Annotated in this window: 16 protein-coding genes, 1 tRNA gene and 2 rRNA genes (1 of these 19 cut by a window edge); 10 read left to right on the plus strand and 9 right to left on the minus strand. The window is 62.2% G+C overall.

Going from position 1 to position 20,578, the window contains the following annotated elements; genetic code table 11:
- Positions 1 to 1,711 (plus strand): 23S ribosomal RNA (locus ACO06F_RS14015) (it extends 1,039 nt beyond the left edge of the window).
- A gap of 199 nt (positions 1,712 to 1,910) precedes the next feature.
- Positions 1,911 to 2,025 (plus strand): 5S ribosomal RNA (gene rrf, locus ACO06F_RS14020).
- 107 nt (positions 2,026 to 2,132) lie between these two features.
- Here rrf and ACO06F_RS14025 read toward each other — a convergent pair.
- Positions 2,133 to 3,278, minus strand: a complete 1,146-nt coding sequence (locus tag ACO06F_RS14025; protein WP_421693368.1) for an MFS transporter — start codon at positions 3,276 to 3,278, stop codon at positions 2,133 to 2,135.
- A 141-nt stretch (positions 3,279 to 3,419) separates the two neighbouring features.
- On the opposite strand from ACO06F_RS14025, the gene ACO06F_RS14030 reads away from it, so the two are divergent.
- Both ACO06F_RS14030 and ACO06F_RS14035 read left to right on the plus strand, forming a co-directional pair.
- Positions 3,420 to 3,496, plus strand: a tRNA-Met gene (locus ACO06F_RS14030).
- A gap of 73 nt (positions 3,497 to 3,569) precedes the next feature.
- On the plus strand, positions 3,570 to 4,025 hold the full coding sequence (locus ACO06F_RS14035; RefSeq protein WP_421693369.1) for an NUDIX hydrolase: 456 nt from the start codon (positions 3,570 to 3,572) through the stop codon (positions 4,023 to 4,025).
- Between the two features lie 19 nt (positions 4,026 to 4,044).
- Here the strand turns inward: ACO06F_RS14035 and ACO06F_RS14040 are convergent, their stop codons facing one another.
- The 6 genes from ACO06F_RS14040 to ACO06F_RS14065 form a co-directional block, all read right to left on the minus strand.
- Entirely contained in the window at positions 4,045 to 4,584 is a 540-nt protein-coding gene (locus ACO06F_RS14040; protein ID WP_421693370.1) for a GNAT family N-acetyltransferase, read from the minus strand.
- An 89-nt stretch (positions 4,585 to 4,673) separates the two neighbouring features.
- Entirely contained in the window at positions 4,674 to 5,396 is a 723-nt protein-coding gene (locus ACO06F_RS14045; protein ID WP_421693371.1) for an ABC transporter ATP-binding protein, read from the minus strand.
- A 1-nt stretch (position 5,397) separates the two neighbouring features.
- On the minus strand, positions 5,398 to 6,177 hold the full coding sequence (locus tag ACO06F_RS14050) for an ABC transporter ATP-binding protein (protein WP_421693372.1): 780 nt from the start codon (positions 6,175 to 6,177) through the stop codon (positions 5,398 to 5,400).
- Between the two features lie 4 nt (positions 6,178 to 6,181).
- Positions 6,182 to 7,147, minus strand: coding sequence for a branched-chain amino acid ABC transporter permease (locus ACO06F_RS14055; RefSeq protein WP_421693373.1), 966 nt, complete (start codon positions 7,145 to 7,147; stop codon positions 6,182 to 6,184).
- 5 nt (positions 7,148 to 7,152) lie between these two features.
- Positions 7,153 to 8,019 (minus strand): branched-chain amino acid ABC transporter permease, encoded by an 867-nt coding sequence (locus ACO06F_RS14060; protein WP_421693374.1) that lies wholly within the window; start codon positions 8,017 to 8,019, stop codon positions 7,153 to 7,155.
- A gap of 80 nt (positions 8,020 to 8,099) precedes the next feature.
- Positions 8,100 to 9,293 carry an ABC transporter substrate-binding protein gene (locus ACO06F_RS14065; protein ID WP_421693375.1) on the minus strand — a complete coding sequence of 398 codons (1,194 nt, stop codon included), beginning with the start codon at positions 9,291 to 9,293 and terminating at the stop codon, positions 8,100 to 8,102.
- 228 nt (positions 9,294 to 9,521) lie between these two features.
- Here ACO06F_RS14065 and ACO06F_RS14070 point away from each other — a divergent pair, with 228 nt between their 5' ends.
- Positions 9,522 to 10,271: an aspartate/glutamate racemase family protein gene (locus ACO06F_RS14070; RefSeq protein ID WP_421693376.1), complete on the plus strand. Its 750-nt coding sequence runs from the start codon at positions 9,522 to 9,524 to the stop codon at positions 10,269 to 10,271.
- Here ACO06F_RS14070 and ACO06F_RS14075 read toward each other — a convergent pair.
- Positions 10,246 to 10,959 carry a GntR family transcriptional regulator gene (locus ACO06F_RS14075; protein WP_421693377.1) on the minus strand — a complete coding sequence of 238 codons (714 nt, stop codon included), beginning with the start codon at positions 10,957 to 10,959 and terminating at the stop codon, positions 10,246 to 10,248. The two genes, ACO06F_RS14070 and ACO06F_RS14075, sit on opposite strands and share 26 nt — an antisense overlap.
- Before the next feature lie 150 nt (positions 10,960 to 11,109).
- On the opposite strand from ACO06F_RS14075, the gene ACO06F_RS14080 reads away from it, so the two are divergent.
- Positions 11,110 to 13,659: a tetratricopeptide repeat protein gene (locus ACO06F_RS14080; RefSeq protein WP_421693378.1), complete on the plus strand. Its 2,550-nt coding sequence runs from the start codon at positions 11,110 to 11,112 to the stop codon at positions 13,657 to 13,659.
- A 4-nt stretch (positions 13,660 to 13,663) separates the two neighbouring features.
- Here ACO06F_RS14080 and ACO06F_RS14085 read toward each other — a convergent pair whose 3' ends face one another.
- Positions 13,664 to 15,538 carry a hypothetical protein gene (locus ACO06F_RS14085; protein ID WP_421693379.1) on the minus strand — a complete coding sequence of 625 codons (1,875 nt, stop codon included), beginning with the start codon at positions 15,536 to 15,538 and terminating at the stop codon, positions 13,664 to 13,666.
- Between the two features lie 186 nt (positions 15,539 to 15,724).
- On the opposite strand from ACO06F_RS14085, the gene ACO06F_RS14090 reads away from it, so the two are divergent.
- The 4 genes from ACO06F_RS14090 (at position 15,725) to ACO06F_RS14105 (ending at position 20,574) form a co-directional block, all read left to right on the plus strand.
- Positions 15,725 to 16,243, plus strand: a complete 519-nt coding sequence (locus ACO06F_RS14090; RefSeq protein WP_421693380.1) for an invasion associated locus B family protein — start codon at positions 15,725 to 15,727, stop codon at positions 16,241 to 16,243.
- A gap of 109 nt (positions 16,244 to 16,352) precedes the next feature.
- Complete coding sequence (cls, locus tag ACO06F_RS14095) at positions 16,353 to 17,762, plus strand: cardiolipin synthase (protein ID WP_421693381.1); 1,410 nt, start codon at positions 16,353 to 16,355, stop codon at positions 17,760 to 17,762.
- 499 nt (positions 17,763 to 18,261) lie between these two features.
- Positions 18,262 to 19,566 (plus strand): ABC transporter substrate-binding protein, encoded by a 1,305-nt coding sequence (locus ACO06F_RS14100; RefSeq protein ID WP_421693382.1) that lies wholly within the window; start codon positions 18,262 to 18,264, stop codon positions 19,564 to 19,566.
- 99 nt (positions 19,567 to 19,665) lie between these two features.
- The gene (locus ACO06F_RS14105; RefSeq protein WP_421693383.1) at positions 19,666 to 20,574 is read left to right on the plus strand and encodes a carbohydrate ABC transporter permease; all 909 of its coding nucleotides are present in this window, start codon (positions 19,666 to 19,668) and stop codon (positions 20,572 to 20,574) included.
- Positions 20,575 to 20,578 lie beyond the last annotated feature (4 nt).

A 20,578-nucleotide genomic window follows, 5' to 3' on the forward strand; every position in this document is an offset into this window, starting at 1 on the left:
AGGTTGGCTTAGAAGCAGCCATCCTTTAAAGAAAGCGTAACAGCTCACTGGTCTAAATAAGGGTTTTTGCGCCGAAAATGTATCGGGAATTAAGCCATATACCGAAGCTTAGGGTGCAGTCCGCAAGGGCTGCGCGGTAGCGGAACGTTCCGTAAGCCTGTGAAGGTTGACCCGTGAGGGCAGCTGGAGGTATCGGAAGTGCGAATGCTGACATGAGTAACGATAAACAGTGTGAGAGACACTGTCGCCGAAAGCCCAAGGGTTCCTGCTTAAAGTTAATCTGAGCAGGGTGAGCCGGGTCCTAAGGTGAGGCCGAGAGGCGTAGCCGATGGCAATCAGGTTAATATTCCTGAGCTAGTGGTGGGTGACGAATGCAAGAAGCTGTCCGATGTTATTGGATTCGGAGGGCAGCGCATGCGTTCCAGGAAATAGCCCCCACATCAACCCGTACCCGAAACCGACACAGGTGGGCAGGTAGAGTATACCAAGGCGCTTGAGAGAACGATGCTGAAGGAACTCGGCAAATTACCCTCGTAACTTCGGGATAAGAGGGCCCCGTTTCTGGGCAACCAGGGGCGGGGGGCACATACCAGGGGGTAGCGACTGTTTAGCAAAAACACAGGGCTCTGCGAAGTCACAAGACGACGTATAGGGTCTGACGCCTGCCCAGTGCCGGAAGGTTAAGAGGAGAGGTTCACGCTTTGAATCGAAGCCCCGGTAAACGGCGGCCGTAACTATAACGGTCCTAAGGTAGCGAAATTCCTTGTCGGGTAAGTTCCGACCTGCACGAATGGCGTAACGACTTCCCCACTGTCTCCAGCATCGGCTCAGTGAAATTGAACTCCCCGTGAAGATGCGGGGTAATTGCGGTCAGACGGAAAGACCCCGTGCACCTTTACTATAGCTTTACACTGGCATTCGTGCTGGCATGTGTAGAATAGCTGGTAGGCTTTGAAGCGGGGGCGCTAGCTCTCGTGGAGCCGCAATGTGAAATACCAGCCTTGGCGACATGGATGTCTAACCGCGACCCCTCTATCGGGGCCCGGGACAGTGTATGGTGGGTAGTTTGACTGGGGCGGTCGCCTCCCAAAGAGTAACGGAGGCGTGCGAAGGTAGGCTCAGACTGGTCGGAAATCAGTCGTCGAGTGCAATGGCATAAGCCTGCCTGACTGCGAGACAAACAAGTCGAGCAGAGTCGAAAGACGGCCATAGTGATCCGGTGGTCCCACGTGAGGAGGGCCATCGCTCAACGGATAAAAGGTACGCCGGGGATAACAGGCTGATGATTCCCAAGAGTCCATATCGACGGAATCGTTTGGCACCTCGATGTCGGCTCATCACATCCTGGGGCTGGAGAAGGTCCCAAGGGTTCGGCTGTTCGCCGATTAAAGTGGTACGTGAGCTGGGTTCAAAACGTCGTGAGACAGTTTGGTCCCTATCTGCCGTGATTGTAGGAGAATTGAGAGGATTTGTCCTTAGTACGAGAGGACCGGGATGAACACACCTCCGGTGGACCTGTTGTCGCGCCAGCGGCAGTGCAGGGTAGCTATGTGTGGACGGGATAACCGCTGAAGGCATCTAAGCGGGAAACCCACCTCGAAACAAGTTCTCCCTTGAGAACCGTGGAAGACGACCACGTTGATAGGCCAGGTGTGGAAGGGCAGCAATGTCCGTAGCTTACTGGTACTAATCGTTCGATCGGCTTGATCGCTCTCATTATCAATGTCCATGTGAATGGACACCAAGATCCAAGAAAGACAGCGCACTTGGGGCCCGCCCCTTTCGCGCCAGCAAAACAGCGCGCTTGCGGCTTGCCGCATTCGCGCCAGCAAAACAGCGCGCTTGCGGCTTGCCGCATTCGCGCCAGCAAAAAACATATGTGCTCGAAAAACCCTTCTGTCATTCGCCGGCCTGGTGGCTCTGGCGGGGCGTCCATACCCGATCCCATCTCGAACTCGGCCGTAAATCGCCCCAGCGCCAATGGTACTTCGTCCTAAGACGCGGAAGAGTAGGTCGCTGCCAGGCCTGCAAATGACAGAAGAATACAAATACCCTTCATTCACAAAACAACCCACAAAACCCCGCTAAAAGCAGAAATGCTCAAGCGGGGTTTTTTGGCGTCGAAAAATGGTTCATCTCCGCCGGGAGAAGATGGTGACCAGAACCAGTGCTGCCAGGAGCCCCACTGCGACCAGTCCGAAGGCAATGGACGTGCCGAAGCGGGCCGCGACCAGGCCGAAGGCCAGAGGCGTCAAGACGCGGGGAATTGCCGTCAACATGGAGACGAAGCTCAAGGCGCCTGCCCGGTTCTCCGGTACCAGATTGGCAGACATGGCGAAGATGCAGGGGATGAGCAGCGCAATGCCGAGGCCCACCGAAGCAAAGGCCAGCACACTCACCACATAGTGGCTCGAAAGGCCCAGCGCTGCGAAGCCCGCGATCGAGATCACCAGCGACCCGAACATCAACGGAAGATCGCCCAGAAGAGAGCGCATCCGGTCGCCCGGAAAGCGGACGGCAGCATTACACAGGCCGAAGAAGGCGGCGCCAACGCCGGAGATTGCCGCCAGCGCCGGCACCATATCGTCCAGCAGCTTGGCGGACCACAATATGGCGGAGGTTTCAGCTGCAATGATGAGACCCGCTGCAACGCCGAGCAGCATGAGCGGCACTTTGTTCGGCAAGGTGCCGATGTGCGCCGCCTTGCCCCTGGCCAGTGGCCTCGCCGGTATGGCCCGGTATACCATGGTCCAGGAAAGGGCGAACATGAGGCTTGCGGCAGCACCCACCGCCCAGGTTCCGACTTCCGTCGACAGGAAACTGGCCGAGACCGCCATCACCCCCACACCCGCCGAGACGCCGCCGTGGAAGGCCAGAAACACCGGCCGCCGCATGTCATGCTCGAGGGCCACGGCTTCGGCATTCATGAACAGGTCGGTGAGGCCGAAGCAGAAGCCCATGACGGGGACAGCGATGAAGAACCACCAGGGGCTTGCCGCCGTCAAATAAGCAAAGAGGGCAATCGCAAAGACCGGCAGCACGCACAGGAGAACGGCGCGGTTCGAGGCCACGCGCGCGATCTGTCCACCAACCGACATTGCGGCGACGGTCAGCAAGGTGGAGAGGGTGAGGCCCAGCCCGAATGTCTGCGCATCAATGCCGGCATTGCGCATGACAGAGGGCATCGAGCCCGCCAATGCGCCGATGGCCACGCCAAAGGTGATGAAAACAGTGGTAACGGTGGCCCATGCGGAAGGGGCAGCATGCGAAGCGGTCATGTGCGGGGAGATTAGCGCAGCCAGGCGGGCAGTGAAATGGAAGCGAGGCCATTTCCCTCTGCATAAGAAGATGCAGAAAGAAATTCATTATAGGGGTTCACAAACAGGATAGGCATTGCTACATACACCTCGCGTTCATGACGCGGGATGGAGCAGCCCGGTAGCTCGTCAGGCTCATAACCTGAAGGTCGTCAGTTCAAATCTGGCTCCCGCAACCAAACAAGAGCCCTGCCGGTGGTGAGCCGTTGCGGGGCTCTTGCCTTTTGCAGGCGAGGCTGTAGCTGCATTGGCATGAGCAGATGGCGGCCCCCGCGCGAGATTTCAGTCAAAGCCATAGGGCTGTTGTGGCGAGCGGGGCGGCTGCTTGCGGCGGGCGTGCGTGATGATGCTGGCCAGCTCACCGGGGTGCGGCCGCTGGGTGGCAGCGTGGCATTCGGCGAGACGGCCGAAGAGGCTGTTGTCCGCGAGTTCCGGGAGGAGCTGGGCCTGGCCGTCACCCCTTCCGGTCCACCCATGATTCTCCAAAACATCTTTGCGCATGAGGGCGCTCCGGGGCATGAGATCGTCTTCGTCTTCAGCCTCTCTTATGCGGAATCGGATTTGCTTTCGGCAGCAGGGCTCGCCTTTGTGGAAGACGATGGCCCGGCGGTGGTGGCTGATTGGTATGACCTCGAGGATCTTGACCGGCCAGGTGGGATCCCCCTGTTTCCCGCTGGGCTGATGGGATTGCTGCCGGGTACGATGTGATGGCGCGCGGCGCAGCGGCTCAACGCTTGCTCTCAAGCCATTGCGAGCGGGTTGCCTCATAGAGCACCTCACCCTCATCATATCCGGGGCCCGGATCTGACCAGGTCACGCAAAGGGTGCGGGTGTGGGCAAGCCCAATCTTCTCGAGCACGCGGCGGGAGCCATGGTTGGCGGCCATGGTGCTGGCGAACACCCTTTGATAGCCCGCCTTGCGGAAGCCCCAGTCAATCAAGGCGCGGGCGCCTTCCGTGGCCAGCCCCTGGCTCCAGTCGGCGCGGCGCAGGCGATAGCCGAGCTCGGCGCTATTCCCGCCCTCATCTGACAAGCAAAACCAGCCAACGAAGGCGCCCGAGAGATTGCGGCGCGCGGTCCACACATAGGGCTCCGTTCCTTCCGGCTTGAGAAATGCTTCGCCGGGCTGGCTTTGAGAGCGGTCAACCGCGCGGCCGCCGTTGAGAAAGCGCATCACCTCGGGGTCCTGCTCCAATGCAATAAATTCTGCAAAATCTGCCGGAGTGCAGAGGCTGATCGTGAGACGCGCGGTCTGCAGCGCTGTCACGGCGGGTTTTTCCCTTGTCAGACTTGGGACAATGCACGTCCACCCTGGCGCTTTCCAGCCCGGCAACGAAACACCGGCCGTCCGCCGCTCTAGATCTCGCCGCCGAGATAGAGGGCTCTTACGCGATCATCCGAGAGGAGATCGGCGGAGTTGCCGGTGAGCGCGACGCTGCCGGTGGTCAGGGCATAGGCGCGCTGCGATATGCGGAGCGCCATGCGTGAGTTCTGCTCGACCAGCAGCACGCTCACCCCCTCGTCGCGGTTGATGGCGACGATCGAGCGCGCGATGTCCTGCACGAGTTTGGGGGCGATGCCGAGAGAGGGCTCATCGAGAAGCAGCAGCCGGGGCTTGGCCATCAGCGCGCGGCCGATCACCATCATCTGCTGTTCGCCGCCGCTCAAGGTGCCGGCACCCTGACCATAGCGTTCCTTGAGGCGGGGAAAGCGCGTCAGCACCATGTCCAGCGTGCGGGCGATTTCCGCCTTGTCGGAGCGGGTGAAGGCGCCCATCAGCAGATTGTCCTTCACCGACATATAGGGGAAGACGCGGCGGCCTTCCGGCACCATGGCGATGCCGGCCTTGACGAGATCCGCCGGATCGCGCCCATCGATGCGCTCCCCATTATAAAGGATCTCGCCCTTGCGGATCGGCCGCAGGCCGGTGATGGCACGGAGGATCGAGGATTTGCCGGCACCATTGGCGCCAATCAGCGCCACGGTCTCACCCTCCTTGACGCTCAGCGACACGTCCCGCAGGGCGTGGACGTGATCGTAGAAGAGATCGACGTTCCTGAAATCGAGGATCTGGCTCATCTCAAAGTCCGATCGCCTCGTCCTCGACGCCCAGATAGGCCTCGATGACGCGCTGATTGTTCTGAATTTCGGCGGGCGTGCCTTCGGCGATCTTCTCGCCGAAGTTCAACACCACGATGCGGTCTGAAATCTTCATGACGGCCGGCATGTCATGCTCCACCAGCAGCACGGTGAGGCCGCGGTCCCGCAGCTTCCGCACCATGGCGACCGCCTTCATCGTCTCATCATGGTTCATGCCGGCGAAGGGTTCATCCAGCAACAAGACCGTGGGGCTGGTGGCGAGGCCAATCGCGATGCCCAGGGCCCGCAAATGGCCATGGGGCAGGTTGCGGGCAAGCTCCGTGGCGATGCCCTCAAGCCCGAGGAAGGACAGGATCTCATCAGCGGACTCGGCAAAGCGGGCCTCATCGCGCCGGGCTTCGGCGGAGCCGATGAAGAAGCCCAAGAGGGAGGCTTTGGCGCGCAGCTGGTGCGCGACGATCACATTGTCCCGCACGCTCATGTTTCGGAAGATCGTCGTCTCCTGAAAGGTGCGGACCACGCCCTTGCGCGCCGCAATATGCGGGGCGAGGTTGGAAATCCGTTCGCCCTTGAAGGTCACCTCGCCGGAGCTGGGCTTGAGGAAGGATGAGATCAGCTTGAAGAGGGTGGACTTTCCTGCGCCATTGGGCCCGATGACGGAGAGGATCTCCCGCTCATTGACGCCGAAGCTTACACCATTGACGGCCGTGAGGCCGCCGAAGCGTTTGGTCAGCTCCGTGACCTCGAGGATGTGGCCCATGCTCTCAGCCCTTCCGCTTCAGTGCCGCCAGGCTCAGGAGCCCGTTGGGCAGCACCAGCATGAGAATGATCATGACGCCCGAATAAATCAGCAGCTGATACTGCTCTGTCGAGAACAACAGGTTCCAGCCCAGATAGAGCACGAGCGTGCCGAGCATTGGCCCGAACACATAGCCCAGCCCGCCGAGGAAGCAGTTGAGCATGAAGTTGACGCTGTCCGTCACCGTGAAGCTGGACGGATAGATCGACTGCGTGGCCCCGATGAACACAGCACCGCTCAAGCCACCGAAGAAAGACGAAATGGCATAGGCCATGACGCGCAACGCGGCGATGTTGACGCCGATCGAGGAGGCCAGCTCCTCATTCTGCTGCAGCGACATGCAGATGTGGCCGATGCGCGAGTGGACGAGCCGGTAGAGTGCGGCGAAGCACAGGATCATCAGCACGGCAGAGAGATAGTAGAAGGCGATGCGCGGGTTCTGGAGCGTTGCAAAATCGGGCACCAGCGTGATGCCGAACAGGGTGAGGGGACCGGGGGGCGGAATGGAGGTAATGCCCTTGGCGCCATTGGTGATGGGCACGGCCAGCGCCAGCAATCGCATGACCTCCGTCAGGATCAAGGTGACCATGGCGAAATAGACGCCGCGCAACCGCAGGATGGGATAGCCGATCAGGATGCTGGCCAGCGCACAGAAGATGCCGGCGACAGGTAGCGTCCACCAGAAGGACCAGCCGTAATACATGACGAGAATGGCCGAGACGTAGCCCCCCATCAGCGCATAGGCGCCCTGGCCGATGTTGATGCGGCCGATGTAGAAGGTGAGCCAGACGCCCGCGCTCGCAATCGAGAGGAGCGCCACGGAGGTGAAGACGTAATAGAGATCGGTCCGGCCCGTCGCTTCGATCAGCATTGGAACGGCGATGAAGACGGCGAGCAGGAAGATGATGAAGCCCGAGAGTTTCCAAGCCATGCGGTTCAACCCCAGGGCTTTCCCATCAGGCCGTTGGGCCTGATGCTGAGGAACACCATGAGGGCGGCGAAGATGACGAGATAGGTGACGTCGCCATATTCGCGCAGCACGGTGAGCCCAACCGATTCCATCATGCCGAGGATGAAGCCGCCGGCAATGGCGCCGCCCACCACGCCGGCACCCCCGATCATGATCATCATGAAGGCCTTGATGGAGATGGGACCGCCGATCCCTGCATTGACGCCGGTGATGGAGACGAGAAGCCCGCCCACTACGCCCGCCAGCATGGCACCCAGGGCAAAGCCCACCATGGTGTAGCGGTCAACCCGGACGCCCATCAGCTGTGCGGCCGTCCGGTCCTGCGCGAGGGCCCGCATGGCGCGGCCGGTTTTGGTATATTTCATGAAGGCGATGAAACCGAGGATCAGCACGGCGGCGATGGCGCCAACCAGGATGCGGTCATAGGGGAGGATGACGCCGAAGTCGTTGAACACGCCCTTGACGATCTTCGGAACGCCGCGCTGCTTTTCGCCGAACACCAGCAGCATGACGGCGTCGAAGAAGAAGGCCGTGGCGGCGGCGAGCATCATGGTGCTCTCCTCCCGATGGCTGCGGCGGATGACGGTGCGGAACAGATATCGCTCCATGAAGCCGCCAATCACCGCAAGGGTCACGCCGGAACAGAGGACGGCCACGGCAAAGGGCAGGCCCAGCCGGCCATAGACGGTGTAGGTGATGAAGCCGCCCAGCACATACATCTGGCCATGGGCGAAGTTCAGCACATTCATCAGCCCGAAGATCAGCGTCAGGCCGAGCGCGATCAAGGCATATTGTGCCCCGAGATACAGACCGTTCGCGATTACCTGTTCCATCAGCCGCCGATCTTGGAAGGAAAAGCTCGAGGGGGCCCGGCCGGGCCGGACCCCCTGTGTCGCCCCAGTTCAGCCTGCCGTCAATCGACGGTGCCGACGAAGAGGGTTTCGAACTTGCCGTCCTTGTATTCGTTGACCACCATCGGAACCGCCACCTGGCGCTTCTGGCCGAAGGAGGTGCTGCCGACATATTTGAGCTTGGCCGCAGGGTCCTTCAGATAGGGGTTCGGCGCCTCGAAGCTGTCCACCGTCTTCTTGAACTCATCGACATTGTCGAGAGCGGCCGGATTGGCCTTGATGGTTTCGAGGATGTAGTCGAGCGCATAGACCTTGGTGTTCGATTCGTCATTGTATTCGCCGAACTTCTTGGTGTAGCGCTCCACGAATTCCTTCATGTGGTCGGAGGCGATTGCAGGGGTCGAAGCGCCGCCCACGGAGATGAAGCCGTTGGCCAGTTCGCCTGCACCCTCTTCCAGTACCTTGGCGTCCTGCGCGGTTTCCGTCGAGATCAGGCCTTCATAGCCCAGCTCGCGCGCGGCGCGGATCAGCAGCGGCGCATTGGCGGGCGCAACACCTGAGAGAACCAGCAGATCGGGCTTCAGCGCCACGATCGGCGTCAGCACGGGTGTGAAATCCCGCGTGTCGTTCTGGTAGGTGTCCTTGTCCGCCACCACCTCGAGGCCGAGCGCCTTTGCGGCGGCAACGCCTGAGTCACGCTGGCTCAAGGGATCCGATTCATTGGCGGCCACGAAGGCCACTTTCTTCACGCCCTTGTTGTCCATCAGGAATTTGTAGATGGCGGGGCCCGACTGATAGCTGGCGATCATGCCGAGGATGGCATTGGAGGCCGGCGGTGCGTAGAGCTCCTTCGGGAAGGCGTAGGGGAAGTAGATGATGCCGTTCTTCTCCGCCACCGGGCGAACGGCGGCTGCTCCGTCGTCGACATTGGGGCCGACGACATAATGAATGCCTTCCTGGGCCATCTTCTCCATGCCTTCGACGGCGCGCTTGGGGTCTTTCTGGTCATCGAAGGTGACGATCTCGAGTTCGTAGGTCTTGTCACCGATCTTGACGCCACCCAGCTCGTTGTACCATTCGGCAAGCGTCTGCATTGAGCGCACGTTGGACGTGCCCCAGGCGGCGGCGGGCCCGCTGGTGACGCCGACGAAGCCAATCTTGAGTTTTGCGTCCGCGGCATCAGCTGCAGAAGCGCCTGCGAAAAGGGCGAGTGCGCTGGCAGCGCCAATCAAAGCACGGCGAGAGAGAATGGTCATGTGAGTCCTCCTGTCGGGTCTGGCGTTTTGTCCCATCGTTCTGCCCGGCGCCGCCGCATTGCATGCGGTCTCATTCTGGCGAGCCGGATTGAAATCAGGTTGGACTCGAATGACGGGACATGCAATGAAAAAACACAAGTGTATACACTTGGCTCGGTTTTCAGGCAGCCTGCCCAATCTCTGATCAGGCCTGGCGAACCGGCCAGCCGTCAGAAACAGAGATGCGATATGAGAATTAAGATCATCAACCCGAATACGACCGCGTCCATGACGGCGCGGATCGCTGCGGCGGCCGCTGCTGTTGCAGCACCCGGCACGGAGATCATTGCGCTGACCTCGCGCTCAGGCGCCGTTTCGATCGAAGGCCATTATGACGAGGCGATGAGCATAGTTGGCCTGGTCGACGCCATCAGGGAAGGCCCCGAAGCCGATGCCCATGTGATTGCCTGTTTCGGCGACCCCGGCCTTCTGGCCGCGCGCGAAATCGCGGCGGGTCCCGTGCTGGGCATCGCCGAGGCCGCGATGCATGCGGCGAGCTTCATCGCCACCGGCTTTTCCATCGTCACCACGCTGGAGCGCACCCGCATCATATCGGAGCACCTGGTGCGGAACTACGGGATGGAACATCATTGCCGCGGCGTGCGGGCGACCGACATTCCCGTGCTCGAACTCGAAAATCCGGATTCCAACAGCCGCGCGCTGATCCTGGCCGAATGTGAGCGCGCCATTCTGGAAGACAAGTCCGGCGCCATCGTCCTGGGATGCGCCGGCATGGCGGACCTCAACCAGTATCTCGAGGAAAAGCTGGGCGTGCCGGTGATCGATGGTGTCACCGTCGCGGTCAAGTTCGCGGAGGCTTTGGTGTCGCTGGGGCTGCGCACTAGCAAGCGGGGCGACCTCGCCTTCCCGCTGCACAAGCCTTACAAGGGCGTGCTTTCGGCCTATGCGCCTTCTAGTCCGGCTGCGCCTCGTTCCTGAACAGGCGGTTGAAGTCCACGTTCACCAGCGCATTGCTCAGGTCCAGCTGCGCCTCGATGTGCTGCAGATGGTGGTTCATGTATTGAACGGCGCGGCCGCGGTTGCGCTGGCGGATGGCGGTGGCGATCTCCAGATGTTCGCCATGTGAACAGGGAACTGCACCAGGTGACTCATAGAGTGCGATGATGAGGGAGGTGCGGGACACGAGATCCGTCAGGATCTCCGTCAGCACCTCATTGCCGCCGATGCGGGCCAGCTGGCAGTGGAAGGCGCCGGAGAGCTTGAGGCGCTCTTCCTTGTCGCCCTTGTCGGCGGCCTTCTTTTCCTGGCGCGCGGTATCGATGAGTGCGGCGATGTCCTTGTCGCCGCCTGCCTCCACCGCGCGCTCCACCAGCACGCGTTCTAGCGCCCGGCGCGCATCGAACACCTGGCGCGCCTCTTCGGCCGAAGGCTTGGCCACGAAGGCCCCCTTGTTGGGCACCAATTCCACCAGCCGCTCATGGGCGAGGCGCTGCAGCGCCTTCCGGATCACCGTGCGGCTCACGCCGAAGGCCTGGGCGAGCGCATCTTCCTGCAACGGGGTTCCGGGCGCAATACGGTGGTCGATGATGGCCTTGTGGAGGTTCAGATGAACACGCTCATCCGAGGTGCCCGCCCGCTTCACGGGCCGGCGGCTGCTTCGCTTCACCGCTGTCTTCATAGCGCAATAATACCCGATGGCGGCCATATGGGAAGTGCGGGCTCAAGCGATGGCGGGACAGCTACTTTGCACTCGGGGCCTTGGGGCGCTAAGGAACGCTGAAACGGAACCAGATTGCCCCCGCGAGCCGCCAGAAACATGTCCCAGATCTACCGTCAGATGCTGCAGAAGGCGCTTGCCACCCATCAGCAGGGAAAGCTCCAGGACGCCATCCGGCAGTATAATGCCGTGCTGGCCATGGACGCGCAGAACTTCGATGCCCTGCAGCTGAAGGGACTGGCGGTTTACCAGGCGGGAGACGCCAAAACCGCCGTTGAGCTGCTCAGCAAGGCCATCAAGCGCAACAGCGGCATGGCGAGCGTGTTCAACAACCGCGGCCTGGCGCACCAGGCGCTGGGACAGCGGAACGAGGCCCTGGCGGATTTCAACAAGGCCTTGTCGCTCACCGCGAACTATGCCGAGGCGCATTGCAACCGGGGCAATGTGCTGCGCGAGCTCCGGCGCTTTGCCGAGGCAGCGGACGCGATCAACCGGGCCCTCAAGCTGAACCCGCAGGTTCCCACCTTCCTGAACAGCCTGGGGGTCGTCCGGTCCGACGAGAAGGAATGGACGGCCGCCCTCCAGCTGTTCGATGCGGCGATCAGGCTGCAGCCGGCCTATGTCGATGCCCTCGTCAACCGGGCCAATGCGCTGAATGAGCTGCGGCGCTTCGAGGAGGCGCTTTCGAGCTATGACCGGGCGATCAGCCTGCAGCCGAACCATGCCGAGGCCTTCAGCAACCGGGCCAATACGCTGCTCGAGATGCGGCGGCTGGAGGAGGCGCTTGCCAGCTATGACCGGGCTGTGAGCCTCAAGCCCGATTATGCCGAGGCCTTCAACAGCCGGGGCAATGTGCTGAAGCAGCTGAACCGCCTGCCGGAGGCGCTGGCAAGCTGCGAACGCACCATCAGCCTGTGGCCCAACTACCCCGAGGGCTATGTGAATTGCGGCTCGGTCTTGCGCACGCTGTTCAGGTTCGAGGAGGCGCTGGTGCGATTTGACCAGGCCCTTGCGCTGAGGCCGGACTATGCGGAGGCCCAAACCGGACGTTCGATCGCGCTCAAGGAGTTGAACCGGCTGGATGAGGCGCTGGACAGCAGCAGTACGGCTATCCGCCTCAAGCCCGATCATGCGGATGCCTACATCAACCGGGCACAGGTGCTGCGGAAGATGCTACGGCTTGAGGAGGCGGGTGAAGATACCGCCATCTACCTTCGGCTTTCGGCACGCGGAGACGCCGCGGCGGAGGCGTTCGCAGCCGACTGGGCAGAGCTCCTCTCGCTTGATTCAATTCCCGGGGTCTACGAAACGGAAGCCGAGATCCACGCCACACGGAACAAGGTCGATGCCATGCTCGACGGCCTGCTCGACCGGCATCAGCAAGGCCATGCGCTGTCACCTTCCGAAGGTCAGATCGCGGCGCGGGGCATCGGCAATCTCACAGGTTTCTTCCTCGCCTATCAACAGATGAATGACCGGGAGACGATGCGGAAGCTCTCCACCGCCGCGTCACGGCTGATGGGTGTCGAACAGCGTGACCTGCCACGGCGCAGCAGGGCTGAAGGCCCGATGCGGATCGGCATCGCCTCACAGCGGCTGCGCAACCACAATGGGGCGAACTGGGCTTACAATTGGCTGGCCCGCCTGCCGCGTCAGGACTACAGCTTCTTCACCTATAATTTCGATACTCTGCAGGACACACTCTCGGCTAAATTCGAAGCGCTCGGCACACACCGCCAGATGAATTTTGACGCGTCCAGCCAGCAGGAGGTGTTGGACCGGATGCACGGCGACCGGCTCGATGTGCTGATGCTGCCGGATGTGGGAATGACGCCGGTGAGCCGCTTCCTGTCGATCAACCGGATCGCACCCTGCCAGTTCACGGCCTGGGGGCACCCCGTCACCTCCGGCGCGGCGGCGATGGATTTCTATCTCTCGAGCGATCTGATGGAGCCCGCGGATGCGCAGGCGCATTACACCGAGAGGCTGGTGCGTTTGCCCAATCTTGCTCTCTATCTCGAAGAGCCCGAGGAGAGGCCGCCCAGCGGCAAGAGCTTCGGCCTGCCCGAGGGCCGCGTGCTCTTTGGCTGCCTGCAATCCCTGTTCAAATATGTGCCGCGTTATGATGACGTCTATCCGCAGATCGCGCGCGAGGTGCCGGGCGCGCTGTTCGTGTTCATCGAGGGCGCTGCGCCCTACATGACGGAGATTTTCCGGCAGAGGCTCGCGGCCGTCTTTGCGGCGCATGGGCTGGATGCAGAGCGGCACATCATGTTCATGCCGCGCCAGTCCGGCCGGGATTTCGATGAACTGATGCGGCAGATGGATGTGAATGCGGACAGCCTGGGCTGGAGCGGCGGCAACACCAGCCTCACGTCGATTGCCTCTGCCGTTCCGCTGGTGACGATGGCGGGCGAATTCATGCGCGGGCGGCACACCTCCGCCATGTTCTCGATGATGGGAACGGAGGAATTCACCGCGACCTCGCCGGAAGAATACGTGCGGAAGCTGATCGCCATGGGCCGTGACAGGGATCAGCGCCTGCATGCAGCCGAACGGCTGCGCGCCAATGCCCCCAAGCTTTACCATGACGCATCATTCGTGGCCGCCTTCGACCGCTTCCTCAAGGATCAATGCGCCGCGGGGTGACCGGTCAGCCCCGGATGCAGTCTCCATTGTCGTCGCGCATGTAGCCTTTGGGGCATGAGTCCTGAATGTTGGGCACATTGTTCTCCGCACCCCCGCCCTTGCGGCGCGGCGGCTGCAGAAGCTGCAGTGTGCCGGGGTCGATCTGCAGTTTGGGCTGGCGGAGCACGGGTGCGTCCGGCTGCTCGCGCTGCTCCGGCACGCATGTGTGCTTGCGCTTGCTGTAGAAGAAGCCGTCCGGGCAGGACTGAGGCACCCGGCGGCTGGGCACGCAGTTGCCGCCGTCATCCCTGCGGAAGCCGTCTGGGCAGGGGCGCTGCACATTGATCTCCTGGCAGATGCCCTTGGCCGACAGGCGCGTTCCATCCGGGCAGTAGCAGCGGCCGCGCTGATCTCTCAGCTGGCCGGGCAGGCAGGCCGGCAGGCAGGATTTGCGGAAGCGCTCGGTGCCCGGCGGGCACTGGGGCGGCATGCAGCGGTCGTTCTTGTCGCGCACAAGCCCCTGCTCGCAGGCGGGCAGGCAGCGGCCATGGACGAAGTCCTGGCCCTGCGGGCAGCCGCAGCTGCCGCCGGGCAGGCGCACCAGCCCCTTGCGGCAGAAAGCCAGGCACTGGCCGCGGACCGTTTCCGTGCCCTGCGGGCAGGTGCAATTGCCGCGGTTGTCCCGCGTCTGGCTGGCGGGGCAGATGGGCAGGCACTTGGCGCCGAATTTCTCCTGGCCGCGGGGGCAGCCGGTGGGCACGCAGCGGCCGTTCTCGCCGCGCACCGAGCCCTGCTGGCAAACCGGCACGCATTGGCCGCGAACATATTCCTCGCCCTGATCGCAGCCGCGCTCCGGCGGCTGGCATTCGAGCGTCTGCAGGTTACGGACATAATCCGGCGGGCAGGCGGGCACGCATTGGCCACGCACATCTTCGGTGCCCGGCGGGCAGCCTTCATCCTGCGGTACGCAGCGGCCGCTCTGGTCCCGCTGATCGCCATTCTCGCACGGCGGCTGGCACTGGCCGCGGACACTGTCGAAGCCCTGCGGGCATTCGGGCTGCTGGCAATTGCCCTGAAGATCCGGGTAGGACCCTTCCGGGCAGGTTTCCGGCGCGCAATAGCCATAGGGATCGCGCGTGGCGCCCTGGTCGCAAACCGGCACGCAGCGGCCGCGCCAATCCTCGAAGCCATCCGGGCAGGAGGGAGGAGGCGGCAGGCAGCGGGTGGGATGATAGATGTCGCGCAAGGTGCCTTCCGGGCAGAGCGGCAGGCAGACCCACTGATAGCCTGGCGGCCAGAGGCCCGGCGGCTGGCATTGCCCGGTCTGGGCATCCCGCCCGAAGCCCGGCGGGCAGGGATCCTGGTAATAGCTGCGGCACAGGCCCTGTTCATCCGGATAGGTGCCGAAGGGGCATTCCACTTCGCATTGACGCGAATTGGGGGACAGCGTCATCCCTTCCGGACATTGCGAGAAGGACGGCCTTCCGGCCATGTTCGGGTCCCGCGGGTCAAAGTCCGCGATGCAATCATCCAGGCTGCCGATGTCACGGTGATAGCCCTCGGGGCAGCTGGGCAGCGGCACCTGCTCGAAGCCTTCCGGGCAGCCATGCTGGCAGGGGGGCGTGCAGAGGCCGGGGTAGCCCGGGTAGCGATTCCAGCCGTCCGGGCAGGAGGGCAGGCAGAAATCATCATAGGGTTCCTGGCCCGCCGGACAGCGCGGCGTGACCCCGCCCTCGCCGCAGCCACAGGAACTGCAGCCACAAACGTTTGCAGGAACCGGACATTGAGCGTCCGCAAGGGCCTGGGGGGCGGTGCCCATGGCCAGCGCAAACCAGAGTGCGATGATCAGGAAGGCTGAACGGAATGCTGCGGAAACTGTCCAGGCACGGGCATGCGTCATGGCGGGAGCCCCCTTGGAACTTCACGTCATTCCAAGCCAGTGACGATAACACAATGGCACGTTGCGTCAATCGGCCCCGGGCCGTGGTTCGCCCGCCGGCGCTTGAATGGCCACATTCTCCCCCTTAATGTCGCCAGGCGCTGCGTTTCCGCGGCGCTGCTTCTGGAAAGCTTCCGAGACAGTTTCATGAAAAACATCACGACCCTGCTGATGCCGGCGCTCTTCTTCTCCGTGATGGCGGCAGCACCTGCCGCGATGGCGGACACGGCCACGCCCCAGCCCACCCAGAGTTTCGGCGACTGGCGGCTGCACTGCACCGAAATCGCCCCCGGCGACAAAGCCTGCGCCCTGCACCAAAAGCTCGTCTCGGCGCAGACGAAGATGCCGGTCGCGACCTTCGCGCTCGCCCGCCACAAGGACAGCGGGGAGCTTCGGCTGACGGCCATTCTGCCACTGGGCCTCGACATTCCCGTGCCCATCACCGGCAAGATCGGGGAGGGCGCCACATTCCAGTACCGCCTGCAGACCTGCCTGCCGCGCGGCTGCATCGCCAGTGTGGCGGTGGATGAGGCGATGCTGACGGGTCTGCGCTCTGCGGCCAGTTTCAGCGTCACGTTCAAGATGCGCGCCGTGCAGCAGCCGACGACCTTCACCGTGTCCCTCAAAGGCCTGAACGAGGGGCTGACGGCGCTCGACGCCAAGTAGAGCTCAAAGCCCCCGCGCTTCGGCTGCGGAGACGCCTTGCCAGCTTGGGGCAAAGCCCTTAGTTGGGCTGATGCTAGCGTCTTTTCTGATCGTTCTTCACGGCGGGCTCATGGCCGCGGTGATCCTTCGGGTTCTCCTGCGGAGGCCAGCGCGTGGCGTGGCGCTGGCCTGGCTACTCCTCGCCATTGCGCTGCCTTATGTGGGCGCGGCGCTGTATTTCCTGATTGGCGAGAGGCGAATCTCGCGCCGCAGGGCCGCGCGCCTTGCGAAGCTGCGGGTGGATTTCAGCAAGATCACCGCGCCCCATGTGGAAATGAACCGGGCGCAGCGGGGCAAGGTGCTGCTCTCGCTGGTGCAGGAACCCCTGGAGCGCGCCGGCGAAACCTTCTTCAATGCACCGGCCATTGCCGGCAATCGCCTGGCGCTGGCCTCCGACACTCTCGACATCCTCCGCCGCATTGCAGCCGATATCGATGCCGCGACGTCCAGCGTGCTGGTTGAGCTTTATATCTGGAACGAGGGCGGGCTGACGCGGGACGTGCTCGACGCGCTGATCCGCGCGGCAGGCCGCGGCGTGTGCTGCCTGGTGCTGGTCGACGCCGTGGGAGCGGGCCATTGGTGGACATGTGACGAACCCCAGGCCCTGCGCGCGGCCGGCGTCAGCCTCCGGCCCGCCTTGCCGGTTGGCCTGCTGCGCGGCCTTGCCGGGCGCACCGATTTGCGGGTGCACCGCAAGATCGTGGTGGTCGATGGCGCGGTGGCGTGGACGGGCAGCATGAACATGGTGGACCCCCGGTTCTTCAAGCAGAATGCCGGGGTGGGCGAATGGGTTGATGCCATGGTGCGGATCGAGGGCCCGGTGGCGGGGCTGCTCGCTGCGGTGATGATCAGTGATTGGGTGGCAGAGGATGGAGACGAGCTCACCCAGGTGCTGGAAGAGACGAAACTGACCCCCACCCCTGCGATGGGCGAGGCAGCCGTTCAGGTGCTGTCCTCGGGCCCCGGCGAATCCTCGGACGGGCTGTTGCAGATCATGCTGGCGCTGATCAACGCGGCTCAGCGCGAGCTGGTGTTGACCACGCCCTATTTCGTGCCTGAGGACTCCCTCGTTCTGGCGCTCCGGGGCGCTGCGGCGCGGGGTGTTCGGGTGGTGGTGGTGCTGCCCAAGCGCGTCGACTCCATTATGGTGCGCTATGCCAGCCGCTCCTTCTTCGATGAGATCAGCGACGTGGGCTGCGAGATCCATGAATTCGATGGCGGGCTGCTGCACACAAAGTCGATGACCGTCGATGGCCAGACGGCGCTGTTCGGCACGGCCAATTTCGACATGCGGAGCCTGTGGCTCAATTACGAGGTTTCGCTGCTGGTCTATGATGCGGGCTTCGTCTCGGACCTCCGTCAGCTGCAGCAGAGCTACATGGAGAATGCCAGTCTTATGGTGCTCACACCATGGCAGAAACGGCCACTGGGAGAGCGGCTCTTGGAATCCGGCCTCCGCCTGCTGACCCCCCTCCTGTAAAGCCTCCCCGGGAACGTAAGGTGAATATAAAAAGGCTCGTTGAAAAGGGTTGCAGAACAGGTTTTGATTAAAGTTTGATCGTTTTCACGAAAACGATGCCTTTTCAATGACTTATGCACGACCAACAGCCGTCTGCAAAAACCCGCTGAAACTGCAATCTTGCAAACGTTTGCAGGAATTTCGAACAGAGGCGGAACAAAGCCTTGCGAACGGTCCGGCTCGTTCCCAAGCCTCGACGGGAGACTGCCGTGATTTGCGGATTTGCTCAAAGTCTGGGCATTCCGTTCAGAAGGATCGTCTGGCGTGAGCATTTGCTCACCAAGAGGGCGCCCTTGACGAATAACATGAAGGCTGCGAGGTGCAGAAAGCACAGACAAAGCCATATTGCACCGCAATAATCGGTGTGCAGTGCGGCATGCGATCTTGCTTGACCGCTCGGCTTTACCGAACATATGCTCGCTCATTGAGCAAATAAATGCTCTTATACCGGGAGGACCACATGAAAACTCTCTTGGCAGGCATTTTGGGCGCGATCAGCCTCGCCGCCCTTGCCTCCACCGCCTCGGCCGAAACGTCCCTGACCATTGCCACCGTCAACAACGGCGACATGATCCGCATGCAGGGGCTGACTGAGGACTTCACCAAAGCGAATCCGGACATCAAGCTTGAGTGGGTGACCCTCGAGGAGAACGTGCTGCGCGAGAAGGTGACCACCGACATCGCCACCAAGGGCGGTCAGTTCGACGTTCTCACCATTGGCACCTATGAAGTGCCGATCTGGGGCAAGAAGGGCTGGCTCGTGCCGCTGACCCAGGTTGATGATCCGGCAGATCTGCTGCCCGCCATCGCAAGCGGCCTGACGGTCGATGGCAAGCTGATGGCCTCGCCTTTCTATGGCGAAAGCTCCATGGTCATGTACCGCACCGACCTTGTCGAAGCCGCGGGCGAGAAGATGCCGGATGCCCCCACCTGGGCGGACATCAAGCGCATTGCCGGCAAGATCACGAATAAGGACAAGGAAATCTACGGCGTGTGCCTGCGCGGCAAGGCCGGCTGGGGCGAGAACATGGCCTTCCTCACGGCCACCTCCAACTCCTTCGGCGCGCGCTGGTTCGATGAGAACTGGAAGCCCCAGTTCGACCAGCCGGAATGGAAGGACACGCTCAACTTCTACCTCGACCTCCTCAAGACGGACGGGCCTCCGGGCGCGTCTTCGAACGGCTTCAACGAGAATCTGGCGCTGTTCAATGCCGGCAAATGCGGCATGTGGATCGATGCCACGGTGGCGGCCTCCTTCGTGACCAACCCGAAGGATTCGAAGGTTGCCGACAAGGTCGGCTTCGCGCTGGCGCCTGACAACGGCCTCGGCAAGCGCGGCAACTGGCTGTGGGCATGGTCGCTCGCGATTCCTGCCGGCACCCAGAAGGAAGAGGCGGCGCAGAAGTTCATCAACTGGGCCACGTCCAAGCACTACACCGAACTCGTGGCTTCGAAGGAAGGCTGGGCCAACGTTCCTCCGGGCACGCGCACCTCGCTTTATGCGAATCCGGAATATGCCAAGGTTCCGTTTGCCAAGATGACGCTCGATTCGATCAACTCGGCTGACCCAACCAAGCCCACCGTGAAGCCCGTGCCTTACGTGGGCGTGCAGTTCGTGGCGATCCCCGAATTCGCCGGAATCGCCACAACCGTGGGCCAGATCTTCTCGGCCGCCCTTGCAGGTGACAAGACGGCTGACGAAGCCCTGACGGAAGCGCAGGATGTGACGACGCGTGAAATGACCAAGGCCGGCTACATCAAGTAAGCGGCTCCTCCCAAAACTGGGCTGCCCGGCCTCCAAACCCGGGCAGCCATTTTCTCAAACGGCCCGCGACGACACCTTAACATCAGCCGGGGCGCACACATGGCAACGCAGCAGACGCGGTCGATCGGCAGAATAGCCGTTGCACCATCGGTCCTGACACTCTTCCTCTGGATGATCGTGCCGCTCAGCATGACCATCTGGTTTTCCTTCCTGCGTTACAATCTTCTCGACCCCAACCCCGCCTGCTCGCTTCTGACGCCCGGCCAATTGATGGATGCGGCCAACCGCTGCCTCGCCGGCACCACCAATTATTATTACTTCCTCACCGACCCCGCCTTCTTCAAGGCCATGCGCAACTCGCTGCTGCTGGTGGGCTGGGTTCTGTTCATATCCGTCGTTGGCGGCACGCTGCTGGCGCTGCTGCTGGACCAGGCGATCTATGGCCGCAGCATCGTGCGGCTGATGGTGATTGCACCCTTCTTCGTGATGCCCACCGTGTCAGCTCTCGTGTGGAAGAACATGATGATGCACCCGGTGCAGGGCTTCCTCGCCTGGATCACCAAGTCACTGGGGCTCGGCGCCATTGACTGGTTCGCGCATTATCCGATGACGGCCATCGTCATCATGGTGTCCTGGCAGTGGCTGCCCTTTGCGGCGCTCATCATCCTCACTGCGCTTCAATCCTTTGATGAGGAGCAGAAGGAAGCCGCCCAGATGGATGGCACACCGCCCTTGTCCTTCTTCTGGTACATGATTCTGCCGCATCTGGCGCGGCCCATGACCGTCGTCATCCTGATCGAGACGATTTTCCTCCTCAATATATTCGCGGAGATCTATGTCACGGGTTCGGGCGGGCGTGCGGGCAATCTGCCGTTCCTCGTCTATCAATATGGGCTGATCGGCAATGACATCGGGGGCGCTTCGGCGGGCGGTATCGTGGCGGTGATCCTCGCCAATGTCGTTGCCTTCTTCCTGATGCGCATGATCGGCAAGAACCTGGAGGCATGAGACA

The organism is Aestuariivirga sp., assembly GCF_965227715.1.
Classification (GTDB): domain Bacteria; phylum Pseudomonadota; class Alphaproteobacteria; order Rhizobiales; family Aestuariivirgaceae; genus Aestuariivirga.

Coding starts and splice junctions, on each gene's coding strand:
- ACO06F_RS14025 (WP_421693368.1), bottom strand. CDS start 3,278: ATGACCGCTTCGCATGCTGCCCCTTCCGCATGGGCCACCGTTACCACT.
- ACO06F_RS14035 (WP_421693369.1), top strand. CDS start 3,570: ATGAGCAGATGGCGGCCCCCGCGCGAGATTTCAGTCAAAGCCATAGGG.
- ACO06F_RS14045 (WP_421693371.1), bottom strand. CDS start 5,396: ATGAGCCAGATCCTCGATTTCAGGAACGTCGATCTCTTCTACGATCAC.
- ACO06F_RS14050 (WP_421693372.1), bottom strand. CDS start 6,177: ATGGGCCACATCCTCGAGGTCACGGAGCTGACCAAACGCTTCGGCGGC.
- ACO06F_RS14055 (WP_421693373.1), bottom strand. CDS start 7,147: ATGGCTTGGAAACTCTCGGGCTTCATCATCTTCCTGCTCGCCGTCTTC.
- ACO06F_RS14060 (WP_421693374.1), bottom strand. CDS start 8,019: ATGGAACAGGTAATCGCGAACGGTCTGTATCTCGGGGCACAATATGCC.
- ACO06F_RS14065 (WP_421693375.1), bottom strand. CDS start 9,293: ATGACCATTCTCTCTCGCCGTGCTTTGATTGGCGCTGCCAGCGCACTC.
- ACO06F_RS14070 (WP_421693376.1), top strand. CDS start 9,522: ATGAGAATTAAGATCATCAACCCGAATACGACCGCGTCCATGACGGCG.
- ACO06F_RS14080 (WP_421693378.1), top strand. CDS start 11,110: ATGTCCCAGATCTACCGTCAGATGCTGCAGAAGGCGCTTGCCACCCAT.
- ACO06F_RS14085 (WP_421693379.1), bottom strand. CDS start 15,538: ATGACGCATGCCCGTGCCTGGACAGTTTCCGCAGCATTCCGTTCAGCC.
- ACO06F_RS14090 (WP_421693380.1), top strand. CDS start 15,725: ATGAAAAACATCACGACCCTGCTGATGCCGGCGCTCTTCTTCTCCGTG.
- cls (WP_421693381.1), top strand. CDS start 16,353: ATGGCCGCGGTGATCCTTCGGGTTCTCCTGCGGAGGCCAGCGCGTGGC.
- ACO06F_RS14100 (WP_421693382.1), top strand. CDS start 18,262: ATGAAAACTCTCTTGGCAGGCATTTTGGGCGCGATCAGCCTCGCCGCC.
- ACO06F_RS14105 (WP_421693383.1), top strand. CDS start 19,666: ATGGCAACGCAGCAGACGCGGTCGATCGGCAGAATAGCCGTTGCACCA.